Raw genomic sequence first — 17,007 nt, 5'->3', positions numbered from 1 at the left:
TTCCGGCGCGCCGTCGATCTGGTCATAGGCCTTGAATTCGCCGAAATACTTCGTGATCGCCGCCGTCAGCGTCGTCTTGCCGTGGTCAACGTGACCGATGGTCCCGATGTTCACATGCGGTTTCGTCCGTTCAAACTTTGCCTTCGCCATCGCGTTGTCCGCCCTTGTCCAGATCGCGCCCCGAGACGGGGCCGAGATTACACGGGCGGCGACTTAGCCCCTGCCCGCAGGAAATTCAAGCCTGATTGGCCGGACCGCCCGTGGGACTGCGGCAGGACGGCGCTTTGCCGGCGGGCGGGATCGTCCTATCTTCTTCGTCATGCTCGACGCGCCCCCTTCCCTGCCCGCCCGCGTTGCCCTCCACACCGAACCGATGGGGGTCTGGGCCAGTTTTCGCGCCGCACAGCGCAACGTCCTGGAACTGATCCCCGAGGTGGCGACCCGGGTGCCGATCCTGTCCGGCCGCACCGGCAAGCGCTGGCACATGCTGATGGACCCCGACGGTCTGAAGCAGGTCCTGCGCGACCGGGTGGAAGACTACCCGAAATCGGTCGTGACCAAGCTGATCCTCGAACCCGCCATCGGCGACAGCCTGTTCGTGGCCGAGGGCGCGCAATGGATGTGGCAGCGCCGGACCGCCGCCCCGGTATTCTCGCACCGCAACGTCACCGCGCTGGGGCCGGTGATGACGGCGGCGGCGGAACGGTCCGTCGCGCGGCTGGACCGCGCCGTGGGCCGGGCGGCGGACCTGTTCGACGAGATGGTGACGGCGACCTTCGAGGTGATCGCGGATGTCACCTTCTCGGACGGCACCGGCTTTGACCGGGGCGCGGTCCATGCCGCCATCGAGCAATACATCGCGGAAACTGCAAAGGTCTCGCTGCTGGATGTCCTTGGCGCCCCGCCCTGGGTTCCCCGTCCGAACCGCCTGTTCACCGGGTCCGCGATGCGCGAGACGAAGAAACTGGCCGACCGCGCGATCGAGGCGCGCAAGGCCGAGGGCGGAAAGACCCCGCCCGACCTTCTCGACCTTCTGATGGCCGGCTCCGACCCCGAAAGCGGGCGGCAGATGACCACGGCGGAACTGCGCGACAACCTCTTGACCTTCATCGTCGCGGGGCACGAGACGACGGCGCTGACTCTGGCCTGGGCGCTTTACCTCTGCGCCTTCGACCCGTCCGTGCAGGCCGCCGCGCGAGAGGAGGCGCAGGGCGTTCTGGGCGACCGCGCCGCCACCGTCGCCGACCTCGCCCGCCTGCCGCTGACCCGCCGGATCGTGGACGAGGCGCTGCGGCTCTATCCCCCTGCCGCCTTCCTGTCGCGCACCGCGATGGCCGCCGACACGCTTTGTGGTCGCGAGGTGCGCCCCGGCGACACGGTGATCCTGCCGATCTACGCGCTGCACCGCCATCGTCTGCTGTGGCAGGACCCGGACGCCTTCCGCCCCGACCGTTTCGCCGACCCCAGGGCGGTGCCGCGTTTCCAGTATCTGCCCTTCGGCGACGGCCCCCGCATCTGCATCGGCGCCAGCTTCGCGCTGCAAGAGGCGGTGATCGTGCTGGCCACCCTGCTGGCCCGCTTCCGCTTCAGCTCCATCCCCGGCAAGGACCCGAAGCCCGTGATGATCCTGACCCTGCGCCCGCAGGGCGGGGTCTGGCTGAAGGTGGAACGGGCCTGAACCTCCTCGTGCGCCCTCGGCGTCTTGTCGGGGGCGACCCGGCGAGGGGCGACGACGACGGGCGGCCCGTCAGGTGAACCGGTTGTCCCTCGGGAATCCGCGCGGGGCCATCTTGCCCGCACTTGCCCGCGCGCCGGTCCATTCCAGAAGATCGACCTCGGTCCGCGTGCGACCGGCGGGGTCCTTCCAGCTCAGCCCCTCGGCCTTGGTGAAGGTGATCGCGTCCGACAACCCGCCGTCCTTGTATTTCTGCAACCTGACGCCCTTGCCCCTGGCCATTTCCGGCAGTTCGGACAGCGGGAAAACCAGCATCTTCCGGTTGTCGCCCACCACTGCCACCATGTCGCCCGTGACCGGTGTGCAGACCGCCGTCTTGACCCCGTCCCGCACCGTCAGCACCGCCTTGCCCGCTCGGGTCTGCGCCAGCAGTTCCTCGGACGGCACCACGAACCCGTCCCCGGCCGTCGAGGCCAGCAGGTATTTCTGCCCCGGCCGCCAGACGATCAGATCGGTGATCCCGGTGTCGTTCGGCAGATCGACCATCAGCCGCACCGGTTCGCCCATCCCGCGCCCGCCCGGCAGGTTCGCGCCCAGAAGCGTGTAGAACCGCCCGTTCTCGGCCACCAGCAGGATCTTGTCCGTCGTCTCGGCATGGAAGGCGAAACGCGGGCCGTCGCCGTCCTTGAACTTCTGTTCCGCCGTCAGATCGACATGGCCCTTCAGCGCCCGGATCCAGCCCATCTTCGAGCAGATGACCGTGATCGGTTCCCGGTCGATCATCGCCTCGAAAGGAATGTCCTCGACCTCGGTCGCATCGGCGAACTGCGTCCGGCGCGCGCCCAGTGCGGTGCCCTTGCCATAGAGCTTGCGGACCTCGTCCAGCTCCTGGCCGATCCGCTTCCACTGCCGCCGCTCGCTGTCCAGAAGATCGGCCAGATCGGCGCGCTCCTTCATCAGCGCGTCGCGCTCGGCGTTCAGCTCCATCTCCTCCAGCCGCCGCAGACTGCGCAGCCGCATGTTCAGGATCGCCTCGGCCTGGACCTCGGTCAGCTGGCCCGCGCCGCCCTTGGCGGGGGACTTGTAGTCCTTCTCCGACGTGGCCCGGATGTGCGATTTCGACCAGTCCTCGGCCATCAGCGCGGCCTTCGGGTCCTCGTCGTATCGGATGATGTCAATCACCCGGTCCAGGTTCAGGAAGGCGATCAGCAGCCCTTCCAGCACCTCCAGCCTTGCGTCGATCTTCTCGATCCGATGCTGGGACCGCCGCCGCAGCACGTCGCGGCGGTGGTCAAGGAAGGCGCGCAGCACCTCTTTCAGCGAACAGACCTTCGGTACGCGGCCGTCGATCAGCACGTTCATGTTCAGATTGAACCGCACCTCGAGGTCCGAGTTCCTGAACAGGCTGCCCATCAGCACCTCGGGGTCCACGTTCCGCGCGCGCGGCTCCAGGATCAGCCGGATGTCCTCGGCGCTTTCGTCGCGGACATCGGCCAGAAGCGGCACCTTCTTCAGCTGGATCAGTTCGGCCAGCTTCTCGATCAGCTTGGACTTCTGCACCTGGAACGGGATCTCGGTGACGACGATCTGCCAGGTGCCGCGCCCCAGATCCTCGACCTGCCACTTCGCCCGGGTGCGGAAGGCGCCGCGACCGGTGCGGTAGGCCTCGAGGATGCTGTCGCGCGGCTCCACGATCACCCCGCCGGTCGGGAAATCGGGGCCGGGGATCAGCGCCACCAACGCCTCGTCGGAAAGCTGGGGGTCGGCCAGCAGGGCCTGACAGCCGTCGATCAGCTCATCCAGATTGTGCGGCGGGATGTTCGTGGCCATCCCCACGGCAATGCCCGACGACCCGTTGGCCAGAAGGTTCGGGAAGGCCGCCGGCAGCACCACCGGCTCTTCCAGACGGCCGTCATAGTTCGGGCGGAAATCGACGGCGGTCTCGTCGATGCCCTCCATCAGCAGTTCCGCCGCCTGGGTGACGCGCGCCTCGGTATAGCGGCTGGCGGCCGGGTTGTCGCCGTCGATGTTGCCGAAGTTGCCCTGCCCGTCCACCAGCGGGTAGCGCATGTTGAAATCCTGGGCCAGCCGCGCCATCGCGTCGTAGATCGCGGCATCGCCGTGGGGGTGGAAATCCCCCATCGTGTCGCCGCTGATCTTGGCCGATTTCAGGAACCCCCCCGTCGGCGTCAGCCGCAGCCGCCGCATCGCCCAGAGGATTCGCCGGTGCACCGGCTTCAGCCCGTCGCGCGCGTCCGGCAGGGCGCGGTGCATGATCGTGGACAGCGCATAGGTCAGATACCGCTCGCCGATCGCACGCGACAGCGGCTCAGCGGTCGTCAGGCCTTCGGGAGTTCCCTCCCCGGACCCCTCGATCTTGGGTTCGTCGTCTTCGGCGCTCATGCATGTTGTGTAGGGAAAAGACCGTCACGGGTCCAGATGGCAATGACACATCCCGGAACCGTCCTTGGGGTTGTGCATTTTTCCTGCACTCCCCTCTGGCCCCTGTGGTATGGGAGGCCAAAGAGACAAACGGATTCCAGATGCTGCGTCTGACATTGATCTTGTGTGCCGTCCTGTTTGCCGCCCTGATGATTGCGGGGGAGGACCGGGGGCAGTTGCGTCCGGGCCTGGCAGATGCGGCCGCCAGGAAGGCCCTCGCCGAAAGTGATTCGGTCCCGCCGGCGCCCCAGCCCGAGGCCGTGACGGTGATCGCGGCAGAACCGATGGCCAATCCTGTCACCCGGCCCACCGCCCAGGCCGCCGCTCCGGTCGTGACGCGGGCCGAGCCCGAGCCCTATGTCGAGCCGGCGCGCAAGCTGGTGACCGAGGTGCAAGAGCCGATCTTCTCGCTGTCGTCGCTGGGCACCGAACCCGTTCCCGCAGCGCCGGGGCCAGAGACCACCCCCGAAGTCGCCGAGGGCGGCACCGGGACGATCTGGTATGTCACCGCCGATTCGGTGAACGTGCGCGCCGAACCCTCGACCGAGGGCGAAGTGCTGGGCACGCTCGGCTCGGGCGAGGCAGCACTTCTGGTGCAGGCGGTCAACGGCGAATGGGCGCGGATCGTGATCCAGGGCGACGGGGTGGAAGGCTACGTCGCAATGCGCTACCTCAGCCCCGTTGCCCCCTGAGGGGCGCACGCCCCCGGAGGTCTGATGTCCCGACGTTCGATCCTGATTACCGGATGCTCATCGGGCATCGGCCTGGATGCCGCGCGCACCCTGCACGCTCGCGGCTGGAGGGTCTTTGCGACCTGTCGGCAAGAGGCCGACTGCGACCGGCTGCGCGCCGAGGGGCTGGAGAGCTTTCGTCTGGACTACGCGGATGAGGACAGCATCGCCGCCGCCGTCGCCGAAGTCGTGACGCGCACCGGCGGCAGGCTGGATGCGCTGTACAACAACGGCGCCTTCGCCTGCCCCGGCGCGGTCGAGGATCTGCCGCGCGGCGCCTTGCGGGAAATCTTCGAAACCAACCTCTTCGGCTATCACGACCTGACCCGCCGGGTGATCCCGCTGATGCGGTCGCAGGGCCATGGCCGGATCGTCAACTGCTCCTCTGTCCTGGGACTGGTGGGCATGACCTGGCGCGGGGCCTATGTCTCGACCAAATTCGCGCTGGAAGGCCTGACCGATGTCTTGCGGATCGAGATGAAGGGCACCGGGATCGAGGTGATCCTGATCGAGCCCGGCCCAATCGCCACGAAGATCCGTGAAAATGCAGTCCCGCATTTCGAAAGGTGGGTGGACTGGGAACATTCGGCCCGGCGCGCGCAATATGTCTCCTTGCGCGGACGGCTGTATGACAAGAAGACCAGGAAGGACACGTTCGAGCTTGGCCCCGAGGCGGTGACGGCAAAGCTCATCCACGCGCTGGAGCATCCTCGCCCCAGGGCGCGCTACTATGTCACGACGCCCACCTACCTGATGGGCGCGGCCCGGCGCATCCTGTCGACCCGCGCGCTCGATTGGCTGATCGCCAAAGGCTGACGCCCTACAGCCGCTCCGCCTCGGCATGCAGGCGGTCGACCAGCCCCTGGTCCAGCTTCATCCGCGCGGCCAGCATCGCCAGATAGCCCTTCTCGGCCGGGTTCGCCTCGTCCACGATCATCAGGGTGGCGGCGTAAAGCTGCGTCGCCTCGGCCTCGCTTTGCGCAAGGGCTGCAATCCGGCCCACGTCCAGCGGCGCGTCCAGCTCGGCCGCGATCAGCGCTTCGGCTTCGGGCCCCAGTCCCAGCGTGGCCAGTTGCGCGTCAATCGCGGCGCGCTCCTCGGCCGAAACCTCGCCATCCGCCTTCGCCGCCGCGATCATCGCCTGCAACAGATGCGTCGCCAGATCGTCCGCCGCCGCTGCATCCGTGGGATTGAACGCGCTGCCCTCGGGCGCCGGAAGCGCGACGGCCCCCTCCGCACCGGCGCGGCCGTTCTTCCAGTCCTCATAGGCCTTGTAGGCCAGCCCGCCGATGGCCGCCATGCCGCCGATCCTGACCCCGGTGCCCAGCATCCGCCGCCCGCCCCGGGTCAGAAGCACGCCCAGAAGCCCCCCGGCAATCGCGCCCTTGCCCAGGGCCGACTGGCTGTTCCAGGCCTCTTTCGCCTTGTCGGCCAGACCCTTGGCGCCGTTGCCGCCGGTCATCTGGGACAGACCGCCCACCAGGCTGTCCATCAGGGACTTCGCGTTCAGCATTCGGACCTCCTCTGTTTGCCCCGCAGCATATGGGAACCGATCTGCAACAGCGCAATGACGGGCGGCGGGCCCGGCCAACCGCCGCCTAAGCCGCGCCCCAGCCGCCGCCGCCGGGCGTGCGCATCTCGAACACCGCGCCTTCGGGAAGCTCGCGCTCATCATTGCCGCCCAGCCGTTCGACGCGGCCATCCGGCCAGTGCACCAGGTTTTCCCCCACAGCCCCCGGCCCGCCGCCGTCCCCGCCGAACGGCGCGACCCTTCGGCTGCCGCACAGCGTGGTGACCGTGACCGGCGCAAGGAACCGCAGCTTCCGCACCGCCCCGTTGCCGCCGCGCCACTTGCCGCTTCCCCCCGAACCCCGCCGGATGGAGAAAGCCTCCAGCCGCACCGGAAACCGCTTTTCCAGCACTTCGGGATCGGTCATCCGCGTGTTGGTCATATGGCTTTGCACCGCATCGCACCCATCGAACCCCGGCCCCGCACCGCTGCCCCCGGCGATGGTCTCGTAGTTCTGGAACCGGTCATTCCCCCAGATGAAGTTGTTCATCGTCCCTTGCGCCGCCGCCACCACCCCCAGCGCGCCGTAAAGCGCGTTGCAGGCCGACTGGCTGACCTCGGTATTCCCCGCGATCACCGCCGCCGGGGCGCGGGGGTTCAGCAAAGTCCCCTCGGGCACGATGATCTCCAATGGCTTCAGACAGCCTTCGTTCAGCGGAATGGCCTTGCCGACAAGCGTGCGGAACACATACAGCACCACCGCCCGCGTCACCGCCTGCGGCGCGTTGTAATTCCCGGAATGCTGCGCACTGGTCCCGGTGAAATCTATTTTCGCCGACCGCGCGGCGCGATCCACCAGGACCTTTACCTGAATGGTCGTTCCGATATCCATCGGATAAGTGAAGGACCCGTCCTTCAATCGGTCGATCACGGCCCGCACGCATTCCTCTGCGTTCCGCTGCACATGTCCCATATAGGCCGCAACCACCTCGGCCCCGTGCAGGTCGACCACACGCAAAAGCTCGCGCCGTCCGGTCTCGTTCGCGGCAATCTGCGCCTTGAGGTCCGCCATGTTCTGGTCCGGCGACCGGCAGGGCCAGCGGCCCGACCCCAGAAGTGCCCGCACCTCCGCCTCCTGCAAGACGCCCTGCCGCACCAGCGGGAAAAGGTCGATCAGCACGCCCTCCTCCTCGATCGTCGTGCTGTCCGGTGGCCCCGATCCCGGCGTGCGCCCGCCGATGTCGGCGTGATGCCCGCGCGAGCCCAGCCAGAAGGCGGGCCTGTCGTTCACGAAGACCGGGGTAATCACGGTGACATCCGGCAGATGCGTGCCGCCGTTCCAGGGCGAGTTCAGCATCCAGGCATCCCCCTCGCGCGCCGTGGCGCCGACCGCCGCGATCACCGTCTTGACCGCATGGCTCATCGACCCCAGATGCACCGGAACATGCGGAGCATTGGCCACCAGATCGCCCGCCGCGTCGAAGATCGCACAGGAAAAGTCCAGCCTTTCCTTGATGTTGACTGACCAGGCCGTATTGGCAAGCGTCGCCCCCATCTGGTCGGCGACCGACATGAACAGGTTGTTGAACACCTCCAGCAAGACCGGATCGGCCCTTGTCCCCGCCGCAGGGGGCCGGACAATTTCCGCCACCCGCCGCAGGATCAGGTTCGCCCGGTCATCGACCGAGGCTTCCCAGCCCGGCTCGACGATCACCGTCCCGGTCGCCTCGGCGATCACCGCGGGCCCGGCGATCCGGGTCGCCCGGCCGCAGTCCTTGCGCTGATAGAGGGGCACCTCCTGCCACCCTCCCGCCGCCCAGACCCTCAGCGTCCCCTCCGGCGTCCCGGCGCCTTCGCCCGGTGCAGGATCAGGCAGGCCCGCCCCGCCGCCTTCGGCCTCGACCGCCAGCATCTCGAACAGCAGCGGCCGCTCCGGAGAGGTGAAGCCGAACCGCGCCCGATGCGCTGCGGCGAAGGCCTCGGCCATCTCTGCGGCGTCGCCGAAGGGAACCGGCAGCGACTGGTGCTGGCCGTCATGGCGCAGGTGCGCGGTCAGCGTCACGGCTGGCGCTGCCACGCCTTGCGCGGCCAATTCTGCCACCGCCGACTCCGCCAGTTCACCGATCCGCGACCGCGCCTCGGGCAGGCTTGAAAGCGGCGCGTCGAACTGGATTTCGCGCAGCACCCGCAGCTGTGCAAGCCCCATGCCGAAGGCAGAAAGCACCCCGGCCTGAGGATGCATGAAAACCGTTTTCATTCCAAGGGCATCCGCGACCCCGCAGGCATGCTGCCCGCCCGCGCCGCCGAAGCATTGCAGCGCATAGCCCGTCACATCATGCCCGCGCTGGACGCTGATCTTCTTGATCGCATTGGCCATGTTGTCGATGGCAATGCGCAGGAAGCCTTCTGCAATGACCTCCGGCGGGTCACGGCGCCCGGTCACCTTCGCCACCTCGGCCGCCAGCGCCTCGAAGCCCCGCCGCACCGCTGCGACGTCCAGCGGCTGATCGCCCTCCGGCCCGAAGACGGCTGGGAAATGCGCCGGGGACAGGCGCCCCAGCATCACGTTGCAATCGGTGATCGTCAGCGGCCCGCCCCGGCGATAGCTGGCTGGCCCCGGATTGGCGCCGGCACTTTCCGGGCCGACCTGGAACCGCCCGTCACGGAACGAACAGATCGACCCCCCACCTGCCGCAACCGTGTGGATGTCCATCATCGGAGCGCGCATCCGCACACCCGCGACCTCTGTCTCGAACGACCGTTCGTAAACCCCCGCGAAGTGGCTGACATCGGTCGAGGTGCCACCCATGTCAAACCCGATCAGCCGGTCGAACCCGGCGGCCTGAGCCGTGCGCACCATGCCGACAATGCCCCCCGCAGGCCCCGACAGGATCGCATCCTTGCCCTGAAACCGCCCGGCCTCTGTCAGCCCGCCGTTCGACTGCATGAACAGAAGCCGCCCCGTCGCCCGCCCCATGTCAAGCGCCCCTTCGACCCGGGCCACATAGCGCCGCAGGATCGGCGACAGGTAGGCATCGACCACCGTCGTATCCCCTCGCGCCACCAGCTTGGCCAGGCGAGACACCTGATGCGACAGGGAAATCTGGGAAAACCCCATGTCGCGCGCGACCCGGCCGACCGCGATCTCATGCGCCGGGTTCACATGCCCATGCATCAGCGCCACGGCAACCGCCCGGATGCCCAGGGCATGGGCGCGGGCCAGCGCATCCGTCACCGCTGTCAGGTCCAGCGGACGGACCTCCGCACCCTCGGCATCCAGCCGCCCCGGTATTTCGAATACTTGTTCATATAAAAGCTCCGGCCGCCTGATGTTCAGCTCGAACAGCTCCGGCCGCGCCTGGGTGCCGATGCGCAGCAGATCGCCGAAGCCTTCCGTGATCAGCAGCGCGACGCGCTCTCCCTTCCGTTCCAGAAGCGCGTTGGTGGCGACCGTCGTGCCCATCTTGACCGCCGCGATGCTGCCGTCGGGGATCGCCTCTCCTGGACATAGCCCCATACAGTCGCGGATGCCCTGAACGGCCGCATCAGCATAGCGTTCCGGGTTTTCCGACAGGAGTTTGGCCGTCACCAGCCGACCGTCCGGCGCACGCCCGACCACATCGGTGAAGGTCCCGCCCCGGTCGATCCAGAATTCCCAAGCCATCCGCGCCCCCGTCGATCCCCCCTTTGGTGACGCGCGGGTGCGCAAGATGCAAGCCGGTCAGCGCCCGACCCTGGCCAGAAGCTCCTCGACCTTCGGCCCCAGCCCCTCGACGATCAGCTTCACGCCCTCGGGGTTCGGATGCAGGCCGTCCGCCTGCATGTAGGCCGCCATCGAGGCCGGATCTGCCGGATCCGCCCCCGCCGCCCGCAGCCCGGCAAAGAAATCGTCGGCCAGCAGGGCTCCGTACGCGGCCGCCAGTTCGGCATACATCCCGTCGAAGGCCGCCTTGTATTCCGGCCCGAAATTTCCCGGCGCCTTCATCGACACCAGAAGCACCGGCAGCCCCCGCGCCGCCGCCTCTTTCAGGATGCCGTCCAGGTTCGCCTTCGACCCCGCCGGGTCCAGTCCGCGCAACAGGTCGTTGCCCCCCAGCGTCACGATCAGCGCATCCGCCCCCGCCCCCAGCGCCCAGCCGACCCGCGCAAGGCCCCCGGCCGTCGTGTCGCCCGAAACACCCGCGTTCTGCACCACGACGTCATGCCCCCGCGCCTTCAGCCACCCCTCCAGCACCGGCACGAAACCCTGCGACTGATCGCTAAGCCCATAGCCCGCCGTCAGGCTGTCGCCCAGTGCCACGATCGTGACCGGTTCGGCCAAGGCGAATGTTGACAGTGCCAAGACTGCAATCGCAGCATTGCGCATCCGGCAAACCGCGCCATATCCGACAGAACGAGCCAGCCGAAGGACGCCTTGCATGACCGACCCTGTTCTCGCGCTTTCCGATGCGCGGCTGACCCTTGCCGGCAACGCCGGTCCGGTCGAGATCCTGAAGGGCATCACGCTCTCCATCCACAGGGGCGAAACGGTCGGGCTGGTCGGGCCATCGGGGTCGGGCAAGTCGTCGCTCCTCATGCTCATGGGCGGGTTGGAGCGTGCCACCGGCGGCAAGGTTCTGGCTTTGGGCCAGGACCTGACCGCGATGGACGAAGACGCGCTCGCCCGGTTCCGTCGGGGGAATATGGGGGTTGTGTTCCAATCCTTCCACCTCATTCCCACGATGACGGCCCTGGAGAACGTGGCGTTACCCCTTGAACTTGCGGGCGCGCCGGACGCCTTCGAGCGGGCCGAGGCTGAACTGGCCACGGTGGGCCTGGGCAAGCGGATGCACCACTACCCCAGCCAGATGTCGGGGGGCGAACAGCAGCGCGTGGCGCTGGCCCGCGCCGCCGTGCCGCGCCCGGCGGTCCTTCTGGCCGATGAACCGACCGGCAACCTGGACGGCGTCAATGGTCAGGCGATCATGGACCTGCTCTTCGGTCTGCGTGACCGCCACGGCGCGACGCTGGTCCTTGTGACCCACGCGCCCGAACTTGCGGCCCGCTGCGACCGGGTGATCCGGCTTGCCGATGGCCTCCTCGCGCCCGAAGCGCTTGCCAAGGCCGCCGAATGAGCCTCGCCTTCACCATCGCCCGGCGCGAGCTTCGCGGCGGCCTGCGCGGCTTCCGCGTCTTTCTTGCCTGCCTCGCCCTCGGTGTGGCCGCCATCGCCGCCGTCGGCACCCTGCGCACCGGCATCCAGCAGGGTCTGACCGACCAGGGCGCGGTGATCCTGGGCGGCGACGCCGAGATGCGCTTCACCTACCGCGCCGCCGATGCGGATGAGCGCGCCTATATGGACCGGATCGCCACGAAGGTCTCCGAAATCTACGATTTCCGCTCCATGGCCCTTGTCGACGGCGACCAGGCACTGACCCAGATCAAGGCCGTCGACGACGCCTGGCCCCTGACAGGATCCGCCACCCTCGACCCCCCGATCCCGGTCTCCGAGGCACTTGCCGACCGGAACGGCCTTCCAGGCGCGATCATGGACCCGGTCCTGATCGACCGCCTCTCGCTGGCCATCGGCGATACCTTCCGCCTCGGGACGCAGGACTTCCGCCTCACCGCCGCCCTGATCCGCGAACCCGACTCTGCCTCTACCGGCTTCACCCTCGGCCCCCGGACGATCGTCCGCTCCGATGCGCTGGCCGGGTCCGGCCTTCTGGCATCGGGCTCGATGTATGAAACCCGCTACCGTCTGCTCCTGCCCGGGGGCGCGGACCTGCAAGCCCTTGAGACCCGGTCAGAGGCCACCTTCCGCGACAAGGGGATGCGCTGGACCGACAGCCGCAACGCCGCCCCGGGGATCGAGACCTTCGTGGACCGTATCGGCAGCTTCCTCGTGCTGGTCGGCCTTGCGGGCCTTGCGGTGGGCGGGGTCGGCATCTCCGCCGCGATACGGTCCTACCTCGACGGCAAGGTGGAAACCATCGCCACGCTGAAGACCCTCGGCGCGGAAGGCGGCCTGATCTTCCGCAGCTACCTCTGGCAGACCGCGATCCTGTCGGCCCTCGGCATCTCCCTTGGCCTTGCCCTCGGTGCCATCGTCCCCCTCCTCGCCGCGCCTCTGATCGAGGCCTCGCTCCCCTTCCCCGCCCAGATCCGCCTCTCCCCCGGCGCGCTGGTCGAAGCCGCCTTCTACGGCGCGCTCTCCGCCCTCATCTTCACGCTCCTCCCCCTTGCGCGCACCGAACGCATCCGCCCCGCCGCCCTGTACCGTGGCGGCAGCGGCACCCGCGCCTGGCCCCGGAAACGCTATCTGGCCGCCCTCGCCCTCGCCGCCCTCGCGCTGATCGGCAGCGCCACCTGGCTCTCCGGCATCCCCGAGCTTGCCCTCGGCGCGGCCGGAGGCGTCCTCGGCGCGCTCCTCATCCTCGCGCTGGCCGCCGCCGGCCTGAGATGGGCCACGAAACGCCTCGCCCGCACCCGGCTGACCCAAGGCCGCCCCGCCACCCGCGCGGCCCTTGCCGCCATCGGCGCCCCCCGCTCCGACGCCAGCTCCGTCGTCCTCTCCCTCGGCCTCGGTCTCTCGGTCCTTGCCGCCGTGGGGCAGATCGACTGGAACCTGCGCCAGGCCATCGCCACCGACCTGCCCACCCGCGCGCCCGCCTTCTTCTTCATCGACATCCAGCCCGACCAGCTTGACACCTTCCTCGCGATGATGAAAGCCGACCCCGCCGTCACCGAAGTCGAAACCGCCCCCATGCTGCGCGGCGTCATCACCCGGATCAATGGCATCCCCGCGCGTGAGGTCGCCGGCGACCACTGGGTCATCCGCGGCGACCGCGGCATCACCTACGCCGCCACGCCCGGCCCCAAGACCCGCATCACCGCCGGCACCTTCTGGCCAAGGGACTATCAGGGCGCCCCCCAGATCAGCTTCGCCGCCGAGGAAGCCGCCGAAATCGGACTGAAGATCGGCGACACGATGACGGTCAACATCCTTGGCCGCGACCTGACCGCCACCATCACATCCTTCCGCGAGGTCGATTTCTCCAACGCCGGAATGGGCTTCGTGATGACCCTGAACCCCGCCGCCCTCGCCGGGGCGCCCCACACCCACATCGCCACCGTCTACGCCCCGCCTCAGGCCGAGGCGGCGATCCTGCGGCAGGTCACCAAGACCTGGCCCAACATCACCGCCATCGCCATCCGCGAGGCGGTGGACCGCGTGGCCGAGGCGCTTTCCGCCATCGCCACCGCGACAGCCTGGGCCGCCGCAGGCACGCTCATCACCGGCTTCGTCGTCCTGATCGGTGCGGCGGCGGCGGGCGAACGGGCCCGGATCTACGAATCCGCCATCCTCAAGACCCTGGGGGCCACGCGAGGGAAGATCCTTTCCAGCTTCGCCCTCCGCTCCGCCCTCATGGGCGCCGCCGCCGGGATCGTCGCGGTCATCGCCGGGGGCCTGTCGGGCTGGGCGGTGATGACCTTCGTGATGGACTCGACCTACCGGTTCGAGCCCTGGTCCGCCATCGGCATCGTCGCGGGCGGGGTCCTTGCCACGCTCCTCGCCGGCCTCTTCTTCGCGCTGCGGCCCCTCAACGCCCGGCCGGCCGGAACCCTCCGCGCACAGGACTAGGGGGTCACCGGAACCGGCTCCAGACCCACGCCCTCGACCGCCGCCTGTCGGAACAGCGGGAACCCCGCTGCCCGCTCGGCCCGGGCGCTGGCCATCTGGAACGAGGCAAAGAACCGCTCCACCCCGTATGCCTCCAGCTCGACCCCGACCCAGTCCGCGACGATCCGGTCATAGGCCCCGGCCAGCACGCGATTGTCCGGGTCCAGACCCGAGACACAGACCAGCCCCGTCGACCGGCAATCAAGCACCGTCAACGTCAGGTCCGGCCGCCACATCCGCAGGATCGGGATCATCTTCCAGACATCCCCGGTCCAGGACCCTTTCGGCAACCGCGACAGGTCCCGCGTCATCATGCCCGGCCCATAGGGCACGCAGTCATGCAGAAGGATCACCCCACCGGGGGCCATCGCCGCCTCGGTGTGCATGAAGTCCCGCAACAGGTATTCGACCAGATGCATCCCGTCCAGGAAGGCCAGTCCCAACCGGATGCCGTTCCGCGCCAGGAACCCGCTGGCAAAGAACTCGTCGCTGGTCGCCTGGAACACATGCTGCGCGGGCTTCCGGCCGATGATGTTGATCTCGGCCCGGAAGAACGGATCCACCGCCACGGTCTTCGACCGGACCGGAGCGAAACTTTCCCCCGAACGGCAGCCGATCTCCAGATACCAGTCGAACAGGCAGGCCTCATGCAGGCTCCGCAGAAAGCGGTAATAGGGCATGCCAGAGGGTTTGACGAACATCGGCGGTCCTGCGACTGGACGCGGGCACCATGCAATGCGCCCGGTTCAGACGCAACCCCGCCCCGGGCTTGACCCGGGGCCTCCCGTGTCGGCAGAGGTCCCGGGTCAAGCCCGGGACGGGGTCTCGTCAATGCGCCGGACGGATGAACGTCCCGTTGCGCAGTTCGGCAAAGGCCTGGCGCAGTTCGGCCTCGCTGTTCATCACGATCGGCCCGGCCCAGGCCACCGGCTCCTCGATCGGCGCACCCGAGATGAGGAGGAACCGCACGCCCTCCGGCCCCGCCGTCACCGTCACCTCATCGCCTGCGCCAAAGCGCACCAGCGTCCGGTTGCCCGACAGGTCGCGGATGTTGACCTCCCGGCCCATCACTTCCTTCTCCAAGAGCACGCCCTCGGGCCGCGCCGCGTCGCGGAAGTTCCCCGCGCCCTCGAAGACATAGGCAAAGGCCCGACGCCGGGTGTCGACCTTGAAGGTCTTGCGCCTGCCCGGGGCCACGAAGACATCCAGATACTGCGGATCCGCCGCGATGCCTTCCACCGGGCTTTTCACCCCGCGATAGTCGCCGATCACCACGCGGATGCTGGTGCCGTCATCCTCATGCCGCTCGGGCAGGGCTTCGGAGGGCATGTCCTGATAGCGCGGCGCTGTCATCTTGAGCCGCCCGGGCAGGTTGCCCCAGAGCTGGAAGCCATGCATCCGGCCCTGTTCGTCGCCTTTCGGCATCTCCTGATGCAGGATGCCTCGCCCGGCGGTCATCAGCTGCAACGACCCCGGCCCCAAGGTGCCCCTGTTGCCCAGCGAGTCGCCATGCTCCACGGTCCCCGCCAGTACATAGGTGATCGTCTCGATCCCCCGATGCGGGTGCCACGGGAAGCCCGCCGAATAGTCGCGCGGATGATCGCCCCGGAAGTCGTCGAAGAGAAGGAACGGGTCCGCCTCGGTCGGGTCCTGGAACCCGAAGGCGCGATGCAGATGGACGCCCGCGCCCTCGATATGGGGCTGGGCGCGGCGGGTCTCGATCACGGGACGGATGGACATGGCTGTCTCCTGAATTGCGTTGGGCAGAAGATGGGGCGGTGCGGCCCCCACGCCAAGGCGCATCTGCGGGGGTCATCTGTGCAGCAATGCACCAATGCTCGATGGGTCAATCGGCCGCTTGGGCGGCCTGCACGCGGGTCACAAACGCCTTCGGGTCTTCCATCCAGGCCTCCAGCACTCCCTCCGGCGCAATGCCGCCTTCATAGCGAGCACCCCAGGTGCTCAGCCCCATCAGGACAGGCAGGAGGTCCAAACCCTTCGGCGTTAGCCGGTAAATCATCCGGCGACCGTCTTGAGGATCGGGTAGGCTGGTAAGTATTCCCAGCGCCTGCATGCGTGCCAAACGGTTTGCAAGGATGTTCGTGGCAATCCCTTCCGGCGCTGCCAGCAAGTCCCGGTACGTCCGCGCGCCACCAAAAATCATGTCGCGGACAATCAGCAGCGTCCAGCGGTCTCCAACCACTTCAAGAGCGGCACTGATCGGGCAGGTCGAACGTCGCTGGTCTCGCTCTGTCATGACTTACAGTTAACAGAATCGCTTGCGCTTAGCAAGTTATAATGCTTGTATTTAGCAAGTGAAACCGAAGGAGAACCTAATGACCCATCCGGCCCCAGCCTTTACCAAGACCATGCAGATCGGCATTGTCGTCCCTGATGTCGAAGCTGCAGCCCGCAATTACGAAGAACAGTTCGGTATTGGCGGCTGGCGGATCATGGAGATCGGGTCAGAAAACACTCACGATGTGCGGCTGCACGGTCAACGTATGGAGTGGAAATCCAAGATCGCAATCACGATGGTCGGCAGCGTAATGTGGGAACTGATCCAGCCCGTGGCCGAGGACGACCTTTTCGGCCAATTCCTCGCGCAACGTGGTGGCGTCGGTGGCGTCCACCACATAGCCGTTGCCACGCCGGACTATCGCAAGGTCGTGAGGCAGCAGGCGGAGAAAGGCTCGACACCGATCCTCAGCGGCACCTTCAGCGGCGTCGATGTGCAGTATCTCGACACCGAGCGGGACTTGGGTGTCATCCTTGAAGTTTTCAGCCATATGCCCGACGGCATTGAACAACCGGGCGGCTGACCGCGAGGACTGCTCACCGCACATCGAATTGCTTGGTCGGATGCTGCCACTCCGGCCAGACTGAAGAGATTACCAAATCTTCGCCTCTAGAATGGAGCGCAACAGCTGAGGTTGGGATGGGGTTTGGGATGGATCGGCGGGGGTTGCATCTGGATGGTGCGGAG

14 protein-coding genes are annotated in these 17,007 nt (G+C 67.7%); 6 read left to right on the top strand and 8 right to left on the bottom strand.

Features of this window, described 5'->3' with window-relative positions; translation table 11 throughout:
• Window positions 1–150, bottom strand: a 150-nt coding sequence (locus D5084_RS09705) for a GTP-binding protein (RefSeq protein WP_238382594.1), incomplete at its 3' end; no start/stop codon positions are given.
• Window positions 151–319: 169 nt separating this feature from the next.
• Between D5084_RS09705 and D5084_RS09700 the strand changes: the two genes are divergently transcribed.
• Complete coding sequence (locus D5084_RS09700; protein WP_128515295.1) at window positions 320–1,678, top strand: cytochrome P450; 1,359 nt, start codon at window positions 320–322, stop codon at window positions 1,676–1,678.
• A gap of 69 nt (window positions 1,679–1,747) precedes the next feature.
• Here D5084_RS09700 and parC read toward each other — a convergent pair whose 3' ends face one another.
• Window positions 1,748–4,078, bottom strand: a complete 2,331-nt coding sequence (parC, locus tag D5084_RS09695) for a DNA topoisomerase IV subunit A (RefSeq protein ID WP_128515294.1) — start codon at window positions 4,076–4,078, stop codon at window positions 1,748–1,750.
• A 140-nt stretch (window positions 4,079–4,218) separates the two neighbouring features.
• On the opposite strand from parC, the gene D5084_RS09690 reads away from it, so the two are divergent.
• Window positions 4,219–4,809 (top strand): SH3 domain-containing protein, encoded by a 591-nt coding sequence (locus D5084_RS09690; RefSeq protein ID WP_128515293.1) that lies wholly within the window; start codon window positions 4,219–4,221, stop codon window positions 4,807–4,809.
• Window positions 4,810–4,833: 24 nt separating this feature from the next.
• Window positions 4,834–5,664, top strand: a complete 831-nt coding sequence (locus tag D5084_RS09685) for an SDR family oxidoreductase (RefSeq protein ID WP_128515292.1) — start codon at window positions 4,834–4,836, stop codon at window positions 5,662–5,664.
• Window positions 5,665–5,668: 4 nt separating this feature from the next.
• Here the strand turns inward: D5084_RS09685 and D5084_RS09680 are convergent, their stop codons facing one another.
• The 3 genes from D5084_RS09680 to D5084_RS09670 all read right to left on the bottom strand — a co-directional run bounded on the left by D5084_RS09680 (window position 5,669) and on the right by D5084_RS09670 (window position 10,724).
• Complete coding sequence (locus tag D5084_RS09680; RefSeq protein WP_162302414.1) at window positions 5,669–6,361, bottom strand: tellurite resistance TerB family protein; 693 nt, start codon at window positions 6,359–6,361, stop codon at window positions 5,669–5,671.
• Between the two features lie 85 nt (window positions 6,362–6,446).
• A complete protein-coding gene (locus D5084_RS09675) occupies window positions 6,447–10,022 on the bottom strand; it encodes a hydantoinase B/oxoprolinase family protein (RefSeq protein ID WP_128515290.1) in 3,576 nt (1,191 codons plus the stop codon).
• Between the two features lie 57 nt (window positions 10,023–10,079).
• Entirely contained in the window at window positions 10,080–10,724 is a 645-nt protein-coding gene (locus tag D5084_RS09670) for an arylesterase (RefSeq protein ID WP_238382593.1), read from the bottom strand.
• Between the two features lie 52 nt (window positions 10,725–10,776).
• On the opposite strand from D5084_RS09670, the gene D5084_RS09665 reads away from it, so the two are divergent.
• Both D5084_RS09665 and D5084_RS09660 read left to right on the top strand, forming a co-directional pair.
• On the top strand, window positions 10,777–11,472 hold the full coding sequence (locus D5084_RS09665) for an ABC transporter ATP-binding protein (RefSeq protein WP_128515288.1): 696 nt from the start codon (window positions 10,777–10,779) through the stop codon (window positions 11,470–11,472).
• Window positions 11,469–13,982 carry an ABC transporter permease gene (locus D5084_RS09660; RefSeq protein ID WP_128515287.1) on the top strand — a complete coding sequence of 838 codons (2,514 nt, stop codon included), beginning with the start codon at window positions 11,469–11,471 and terminating at the stop codon, window positions 13,980–13,982. Before D5084_RS09665 ends, D5084_RS09660 begins: the two co-directional genes overlap by 4 nt.
• Here the strand turns inward: D5084_RS09660 and D5084_RS09655 are convergent.
• The 3 genes from D5084_RS09655 to D5084_RS09645 all read right to left on the bottom strand — a co-directional run bounded on the left by D5084_RS09655 (window position 13,979) and on the right by D5084_RS09645 (window position 16,278).
• The gene (locus D5084_RS09655) at window positions 13,979–14,722 is read right to left on the bottom strand and encodes a class I SAM-dependent methyltransferase (protein WP_128515286.1); all 744 of its coding nucleotides are present in this window, start codon (window positions 14,720–14,722) and stop codon (window positions 13,979–13,981) included. The genes D5084_RS09660 and D5084_RS09655 overlap by 4 nt on opposite strands.
• 127 nt (window positions 14,723–14,849) lie before the next feature.
• Window positions 14,850–15,761, bottom strand: coding sequence for a pirin family protein (locus tag D5084_RS09650; RefSeq protein ID WP_128515285.1), 912 nt, complete (start codon window positions 15,759–15,761; stop codon window positions 14,850–14,852).
• A gap of 106 nt (window positions 15,762–15,867) precedes the next feature.
• Window positions 15,868–16,278, bottom strand: coding sequence for a winged helix-turn-helix transcriptional regulator (locus tag D5084_RS09645; protein WP_128515284.1), 411 nt, complete (start codon window positions 16,276–16,278; stop codon window positions 15,868–15,870).
• A 79-nt stretch (window positions 16,279–16,357) separates the two neighbouring features.
• Between D5084_RS09645 and D5084_RS09640 the strand changes: the two genes are divergently transcribed.
• Window positions 16,358–16,843 (top strand): VOC family protein, encoded by a 486-nt coding sequence (locus D5084_RS09640; RefSeq protein ID WP_128515283.1) that lies wholly within the window; start codon window positions 16,358–16,360, stop codon window positions 16,841–16,843.
• Window positions 16,844–17,007 lie beyond the last annotated feature (164 nt).

The organism is Tabrizicola thermarum (genome assembly GCF_003574395.1).
Taxonomy (GTDB): Bacteria; Pseudomonadota; Alphaproteobacteria; order Rhodobacterales; family Rhodobacteraceae; genus Tabrizicola; species Tabrizicola thermarum.
Note: the sequence above shows the minus strand (reverse complement) of the source record. Positions and strands in the feature narration are given on the sequence as shown.

Excerpts from the sequence above, each read along its gene's own strand:
- D5084_RS09700 (WP_128515295.1), top strand. The coding sequence starts at position 320 with ATGCTCGACGCGCCCCCTTCCCTGCCCGCCCGCGTTGCCCTCCACACC.
- parC (WP_128515294.1), bottom strand. The coding sequence starts at position 4,078 with ATGAGCGCCGAAGACGACGAACCCAAGATCGAGGGGTCCGGGGAGGGA.
- D5084_RS09690 (WP_128515293.1), top strand. The coding sequence starts at position 4,219 with ATGCTGCGTCTGACATTGATCTTGTGTGCCGTCCTGTTTGCCGCCCTG.
- D5084_RS09685 (WP_128515292.1), top strand. The coding sequence starts at position 4,834 with ATGTCCCGACGTTCGATCCTGATTACCGGATGCTCATCGGGCATCGGC.
- D5084_RS09680 (WP_162302414.1), bottom strand. The coding sequence starts at position 6,361 with ATGCTGAACGCGAAGTCCCTGATGGACAGCCTGGTGGGCGGTCTGTCC.
- D5084_RS09675 (WP_128515290.1), bottom strand. The coding sequence starts at position 10,022 with ATGGCTTGGGAATTCTGGATCGACCGGGGCGGGACCTTCACCGATGTG.
- D5084_RS09670 (WP_238382593.1), bottom strand. The coding sequence starts at position 10,724 with ATGCGCAATGCTGCGATTGCAGTCTTGGCACTGTCAACATTCGCCTTG.
- D5084_RS09665 (WP_128515288.1), top strand. The coding sequence starts at position 10,777 with ATGACCGACCCTGTTCTCGCGCTTTCCGATGCGCGGCTGACCCTTGCC.
- D5084_RS09660 (WP_128515287.1), top strand. The coding sequence starts at position 11,469 with ATGAGCCTCGCCTTCACCATCGCCCGGCGCGAGCTTCGCGGCGGCCTG.
- D5084_RS09655 (WP_128515286.1), bottom strand. The coding sequence starts at position 14,722 with ATGTTCGTCAAACCCTCTGGCATGCCCTATTACCGCTTTCTGCGGAGC.
- D5084_RS09650 (WP_128515285.1), bottom strand. The coding sequence starts at position 15,761 with ATGTCCATCCGTCCCGTGATCGAGACCCGCCGCGCCCAGCCCCATATC.
- D5084_RS09645 (WP_128515284.1), bottom strand. The coding sequence starts at position 16,278 with ATGACAGAGCGAGACCAGCGACGTTCGACCTGCCCGATCAGTGCCGCT.
- D5084_RS09640 (WP_128515283.1), top strand. The coding sequence starts at position 16,358 with ATGACCCATCCGGCCCCAGCCTTTACCAAGACCATGCAGATCGGCATT.